General features: G+C 70.6%; 7 protein-coding genes. 3 read left to right on the plus strand and 4 right to left on the minus strand.

Going from position 1 to position 6,013, the window contains the following annotated elements:
* On the minus strand, positions 1 to 577 hold a 577-nt coding region (locus HMPREF3115_RS15875; protein ID WP_141751683.1), incomplete at its 3' end, for a chromate transporter.
* A 110-nt stretch (positions 578 to 687) separates the two neighbouring features.
* Complete coding sequence (locus tag HMPREF3115_RS15880) at positions 688 to 1,395, minus strand: Crp/Fnr family transcriptional regulator (protein WP_006411349.1); 708 nt, start codon at positions 1,393 to 1,395, stop codon at positions 688 to 690.
* 80 nt (positions 1,396 to 1,475) lie between these two features.
* Here HMPREF3115_RS15880 and HMPREF3115_RS15885 point away from each other — a divergent pair, with 80 nt between their 5' ends.
* Positions 1,476 to 2,000 carry an Mpo1 family 2-hydroxy fatty acid dioxygenase gene (locus HMPREF3115_RS15885; protein ID WP_070555056.1) on the plus strand — a complete coding sequence of 175 codons (525 nt, stop codon included), beginning with the start codon at positions 1,476 to 1,478 and terminating at the stop codon, positions 1,998 to 2,000.
* 89 nt (positions 2,001 to 2,089) lie between these two features.
* Complete coding sequence (locus tag HMPREF3115_RS15890; protein ID WP_070555058.1) at positions 2,090 to 2,695, plus strand: class I SAM-dependent methyltransferase; 606 nt, start codon at positions 2,090 to 2,092, stop codon at positions 2,693 to 2,695.
* A gap of 9 nt (positions 2,696 to 2,704) precedes the next feature.
* On the opposite strand, the gene HMPREF3115_RS15895 is transcribed toward HMPREF3115_RS15890, so the two are convergent.
* Positions 2,705 to 3,979: an EAL domain-containing protein gene (locus tag HMPREF3115_RS15895; RefSeq protein ID WP_006405907.1), complete on the minus strand. Its 1,275-nt coding sequence runs from the start codon at positions 3,977 to 3,979 to the stop codon at positions 2,705 to 2,707.
* Positions 3,980 to 4,115: 136 nt separating this feature from the next.
* Positions 4,116 to 5,552: a multidrug transporter subunit MdtD gene (gene mdtD, locus HMPREF3115_RS15900; protein WP_006405905.1), complete on the minus strand. Its 1,437-nt coding sequence runs from the start codon at positions 5,550 to 5,552 to the stop codon at positions 4,116 to 4,118.
* Positions 5,553 to 5,750: 198 nt separating this feature from the next.
* Here mdtD and HMPREF3115_RS15905 point away from each other — a divergent pair.
* Positions 5,751 to 6,013 (plus strand): DUF2917 domain-containing protein (locus HMPREF3115_RS15905; RefSeq protein WP_070555059.1); only part of this gene is annotated, 263 nt, incomplete at its 3' end.

Raw genomic sequence — 6,013 nt, forward strand, 5'->3', positions numbered from 1 at the left:
GATCGTGCGCATCGCGCGGCGCTTGCGGCAGCAGCACGACGCCCGCCGCACCGGCCGCCGCGATCACGGCGATCTGCGTCCATGCGGCCGGCGCGAGCAGCGCGACGCACGCGGCCGCGGCCATCAGCGTCGCGCGCCGCGCATCGGCGCACAGCGTGCGCGCCATGCCCCATACCGCCTGCGCGATCACCGCGACCGACACGATCCGCAGCCCGTGCAGCGCGCCCGCGCCGAGCGGCGCGCCGCCCGCGTGCATGCCGAGCGCCGCCAGCATCATCAGCACGGCCGACGGCAGCGTGAAGCCGAGCCAGGCGGCGCACATCCCCGCATAGCCGGCGCGCGACAGCCCGATCGCCATCCCGACCTGGCTGCTCGCCGGGCCCGGCAGGAACTGGCACAGGCCGACGAGATCCGCATAGGCGCGCTCGGTCAGCCAGCCGCGCCGCGTGACGAATTCGTCGCGGAAATAGCCGAGATGCGCGACGGGGCCGCCGAACGACGTGAGCCCGAGCCGCAGGAATGCGATGAACACGGGCCACGGGCTGCGGCCGGAGGCGGACAGCGTCGACGGGTTCAAGGCGGGGCGCACTGGCGGTTCACGTAGACGAATGGGACACGAGCGGCGATCGGCCGATCGGACGAGCCGCCACGATAGCGCAATGCGCGCGCGGCGGGGCGGCGGCGCGCTCAGCGCGGCCCGTCATGCAGCCCGCTCGCGCGGCGCAGCGCGTCGACGTCGACGATTTCGATCTCGCCGACATGCAGTCGCACGACGCCGTCCGCCTGCAGTGCATTCAGCAGCTGATTGGTCGTCTGGCGCGTCAGCGACAGCATCGCCGCGAGCTTCTCCTGCGACAGCCGCACGCGCGTGCGGCCCGCGCTGATCCCGCCGTAGCCGTCGGCGATCATCAGCAGACGCGCGGCGAGACGCTGCGCGGCCGACATCACGCTCATCGATTCGACGGTCAGGAAGCTCAGGCGCAGCTTCTGCGCCATCAGCAGCGCGAACTGCCGCCAGTATTGCGGCGTCGCGTCGAGCATCGCGAGCAGCGCGGGCTGCGGCACGTGCAGCAGCAGCGCGTCGTCGAGCGCGACCGCGTCGTGCGTGCGCGGCTGCCCGTCGAACAGCGCGATTTCGCCGAACCACGTGACGGGATCCGCCACCGTCAGCAGCGCTTCCTTGCCGTGCGCGTCCACCGCGCCGATCGTCAGCGAGCCGTCCAGCACCGCGTACAGCCCGCACGGCGGATCGCCGCGCCGGAACAGCGCGTGTCCGGCCGGCAGGCGGCGCAGTTCGGCGGCGGCGAGCAGCTGCGCGCGCAGCGCGGGCGGCAGCGCGGCGAACCACGGGTGCGCGTCGAGCTGCGGCAGGTACGGGGCGAGCGAGGCAGGCATGGGGCGCGATGTCGGGTAGCTGACAGAGGGACGCAGGCGTGACGGGCATCATAGCGCCAACGACCGTTTCAGGAGACGCGATGAAGACGCTCGAAGACCATCTGTCGCAATACGCGGCCTACCATCGCGATGCGCGCAATATCGCGACGCATCTGGTCGGCATTCCGCTGATCGTGTTCGCGGTCGAGGTGCTGCTGTCGCGGCCGGCGCTCGCGGTCGCGGCCGGCGTCGCGCTGTCGCCGGCGCTGCTGCTCGCGGTGGCGATCGCGGTGTTCTACGTGCGGCTCGACCTGCGCTTCGGGATCGCGATGGCCGCGTTGCTCGCGCTCGGACTGTGGGCCGCGCAGACGGTCGCGCGGCTGCCCACGGCGCAGTGGTTCGCGATCGGTGTCGGTGCGTTCGTGATCGGCTGGATCGTGCAGTTCGTCGGCCACTGGTTCGAAGGGCGCAAGCCCGCATTCGTCGACGATCTGATCGGCCTGGCGATCGGGCCGCTGTTCGTCGTCGCCGAACTCGCCTTTTTCGCGGGGTGGCGCGACGACGTGCGGCGCGAAGTCGAGCGGCGCGCGGGGCCGGCGCGCGGCGGCAGGCATTCGCACGTCTGAGCGGCGGGGAGCGCGTGCCGCGCACGCGTCGTGCGCAACGATTAAGATGCGGAGCATGCGTCGCAAGACGCGCCTGCGGAGCAATCGCCATGGCGGATCGTCCGACTCTCGAGGCTTACGACACGCACGCCGCGCAGTACGCGCAGGACTGGCTCGACCAGGCGCCGCCCGACGACATGTACGCGCTGCTCGAGCAGCATTTCGCGCCGGGCCCGACCGCGGACGTCGGCTGCGGCGCCGGGCGCGACACCGCGTGGCTTGCGGCGCGCGGATTCGACGTGCGCGGCTACGACGCGAGCGCGGCGCTGCTCGACGAGGCGCGCCGCCATCATCCGTCGCTGCAGTTCGAAGTGGCTGCGCTGCCGGCGCTGGCCGGCGTGCCGTCGCGCGCGTTTCGCAACGTGCTGTGCGAGACGGTCGTGATGCACCTCGAGCCGGCCGACGCGGCGGCCGCGGCCGCGCGGCTCGCCGATCTGCTGATGCCGGGCGGCACGCTGTATCTGAGCTGGCGCGTAGCCGGCAGCGGCGCGTCGCGCGATGAGCGCGGCCGGCTGTACGCGTCGCTCGATGCCGCGCGCATGCGCGCCGCGCTCGGCGCGGACATGCGCGTGATCGACGAGCATGAAGTCGTCAGCGCGTCGTCGGGCAAGCGCGTGCATCGGCTGATCGCATGCAAGGCAGGCGCGGCCGCGTAGCCGCGCGTGTCATTCGCGGTTCAGCGCCGCTTCCCAGTTGATGTCGACGCACAGCACCTGCATGCCGGTCGCGCCCGGTGCGGCGATCGACGCGGTCACGCACAGGTGCGCTTCGTTGATCGACAGGTACGGCGAGGTCAGATGCACGCGCCCCGGCGTGCGCATCGCGTCGATGAAGTACGGGCGACGCTCCCAGCTCGCGCCTTCCGAATGCAGCAGCGGCCGGAAGCGCTTCGCGCGCTGCGATACGCTGCCGCGCGCGAGCACGTTGTCGCCGATCTGCCGGCCCGACGCGTCGAGCAGGAAGCAGCGCGCGGTGTCCGGCAAGCCGAGCACGCCGGCGGCCGCCGCGATCAGCGTGTCGCCGGCGCCGAGCCGGGCGCTCGCCTCCTCGAGCGCGGCGACGTAGGGCGCGAGCCGCTCGGCCTGCGTGCGCTCGCGTTGCGCGACGCGCAGCCGCAGCGCGGCCGACAGCGTATCCATGCAGCCCGCGGCGGCCTGCGGTTGCACCGGATCGACGCTCGGTCCCGCGAAGTACTGGCCCTGCACGAAATCGACGTTGCATTCGAGCGCGATCAGCGCATCGCGCTCGGTCGCGAGGCCGCCCATCAGCACGAGCTGACCGGACTCGTGCAGCAGCGACACGAGCCCCGGCAGCACGCGCTCCAGATGCGAGTGCTCGCTCGCCTGCGCGAGGATGCCGCGATCGAGCGTGACGATGTCCGGATGCAGATGCCAGACGCGGTCGATGTTCGAATGCTTCGCGCCGAAGCCGCCGAGCGCGATCAGGAAGCCGGCCTTGCGCAGCCCGTCGACGATCGCCGCATAGCGCGGCGTTTCGCCGCCCGCCTGCTCGGGCACCTCGAGCACGACGCGGTGCGGCGGCAGTCCGAGCGTCTTCAGGTTCGCGAGCAGCGCGTCGCCGTACACGGTATCCATCAGCGCGGCCGGATGCAGGCTCAGGAAGAGCCATTCGTCGTGGCTGTCGAAGGCGTGGAAGTTGCCCAGATGCAGCGATTCGGCGAGGCGGCCGAGCTCGAGCAGATCGCCGCGCCGCGCGGCCTGCGTGAACACCTCGTGCGACGCGACCTGACGGTTTTCCTCGTCGTGTGCGCGCAGCGACGCGTGATAGCCGATCGCGCGGCGGTGCGACACCGAGAAAACGGGCTGGAACACGCTGAACACGGTGTAGCCGCCGTACAGCACGGTGCGCCGGTTTCCGTCGTCGCCGGCGACCGGGCGGGGCGGCTGAAAGCCGGGAGGGTCGATGTCGAGCATGCTCATGATGTCGGCCGTGGGAAGCTGCCAGTTTACCTACAGAATAGGCCAGCAAGAAGCATGCGCGGTTGCGACCCCGGCGCGCACGCGCTGCGCGGGCACGGGACGCGCCCGCTCGCACCGCGCTGGTGCGCGCTGCGCGTCATGTGCGCTCGGACGGATCGGTCTTGTGCGCGCGGCCGCGTACCTCGGGCGCGAGCTGGCCGAAAATCCATGCCGACGCGGCCGTGATCAGCCCGACGCAGATGAAGGTCGCGTGGAACGCGGGCAGCGTGTTGCTCGGCGTCACGGTGCGCAGCATCCCGGTGAAAGTCGCGAGCAGCGCGCCCGCGACGGTCACGCCGAGGCTCATCGACAGCATCTGCACGAGCGAGAACAGGCTGTTGCCGCTGCTCGCGCCGCCCGTGCCGAGATCCTTGAGCGTCAGCGTGTTCATCGCGGTGAACTGCATCGAGTTGAAGCCGCCGAACAGCGCGAGCTGCACGACCTTCAGCCAGACGGGCATCGTGTCGCGCATCAGCGCGAAGCTCGCCATCATCACGCCGACCATGATCGTGTTCGCGAGCAGCACCTTGCGGTAGCCGTACTTCATGATCAGCCGCGTGATGAGCCGCTTCGAGAACATGCCGGCCGCGGCGACGGGCAGCATCATCAGCCCGGCCTCGAACGCCGAATAGCCGAGGCTCACCTGCAGCAGTAGCGGGATCAGGTACGGCATCGCGCCGCTGCCGATCCGCGCGAACAGGTTGCCGAGCAGCCCGACGCTGAACGTATGGATCTTGAACAGTTCGAGCGAGAAGATCGGCTGCGGCGCGCGCACCGCGTACAGGCCGTATGCGACGAAGCAGGCGAGGCTCAGGATCAGCAGCACGAGCACGGCCGCGTGCTGCATCCCGAGATCGGCGAGCCCGTCGAGCGACAGCGAGATCGCGACCATGCCGATCGTCAGCAGCAGATAGCCCTTCACGTCGAAGCGGCCGACGGCCGCGTTGCGCGCGTCGGGCATCGAGAAGAACGTCGCGACGCAGCCGACGATGCCGACCGGCACGTTGATCAGGAAGATCCAGTGCCACGACGCGATCTTCACGAGCCAGCCGCCGAGCGTCGGCCCGATCAGCGGGCCGATCAACCCCGGAATCGCGACGAACGACAGCGCGGGCAGATAGCGCTCGGCCGGAAACGTGCGCAGCACGGCGAGCCGGCCGACCGGCAGCAGCATCGCGCCGCCGACGCCCTGGACGATGCGGAACGCGACCAGTTGCGGCAGCGTATGTGCGTTCGCGCACAGCAGCGAGCCGAGCGAAAACACGAGGATCGCGCTGAAGAAGACGCGGCGCGTGCCGAACGTGTCGGCGAGCCAGCCGGACACCGGAATCATCACGGCCATCGTCAGCGAATAGGCGATCACGACCGATTGCATCCGCAACGGCGATTCGCCGAGACTCGCTGCCATCGACGGCAGTGCGGTGTTCACGATCGTCGAATCGAGCGTCTGCATGAAGAAGCCCGTGGCGACGAGCCAGAGCATGACGGTGAGGTTCTTTTCGCCGGGGGCGGCGGCAGACGGGCGGTCGGACATGAGGCGAGGGCGGGGGCGCAGGACACCCGACATTGTAGGGAAAGCGCTCGCGCCGTGCAGACGGGCGTCACCTCGCGCGGCGCTGTCTCGTGCGCGCGGCAGTACAGTTCTGTCGAAAGTGTCTGCAGGCGTATCTGTCGGCGTGCCGCTGCCGTCCGAAATACTGACGTCATCGGACACAGGCGACCGGGAGGGGCGATGCGCGAATGGCGACTCTACGCGATGGACGGCGACGAGCCGGCCGGCCGGTGGCGGATCGTCGACCGTACCACGCTGCACGTGACGCACGGCGTGCTGTGGGTCACGATCGAAGGCCGGCTCGACGATCACTGGATGCGCGCAGGCGATGCGCTGACGTTCGCGCCCGGCATGCGCGTCTGGATCGGCGCGGAGCGCGGCGGCGCGACGTTCGCGTTCGGGCCGCATCGCGCGCCCGTTGCGCGCGCCGCACCGGCGGTGCG

The sequence above is a fragment of the Burkholderia sp. HMSC10F09 genome, from assembly GCF_001806955.1.
Lineage (GTDB): Bacteria > Pseudomonadota > Gammaproteobacteria > Burkholderiales > Burkholderiaceae > Burkholderia > Burkholderia multivorans.

Coding starts and splice junctions, on each gene's coding strand:
- HMPREF3115_RS15880 (WP_006411349.1), bottom strand. CDS start 1,395: ATGCCTGCCTCGCTCGCCCCGTACCTGCCGCAGCTCGACGCGCACCCG.
- HMPREF3115_RS15885 (WP_070555056.1), top strand. CDS start 1,476: ATGAAGACGCTCGAAGACCATCTGTCGCAATACGCGGCCTACCATCGC.
- HMPREF3115_RS15890 (WP_070555058.1), top strand. CDS start 2,090: ATGGCGGATCGTCCGACTCTCGAGGCTTACGACACGCACGCCGCGCAG.
- HMPREF3115_RS15895 (WP_006405907.1), bottom strand. CDS start 3,979: ATGAGCATGCTCGACATCGACCCTCCCGGCTTTCAGCCGCCCCGCCCG.
- mdtD (WP_006405905.1), bottom strand. CDS start 5,552: ATGTCCGACCGCCCGTCTGCCGCCGCCCCCGGCGAAAAGAACCTCACC.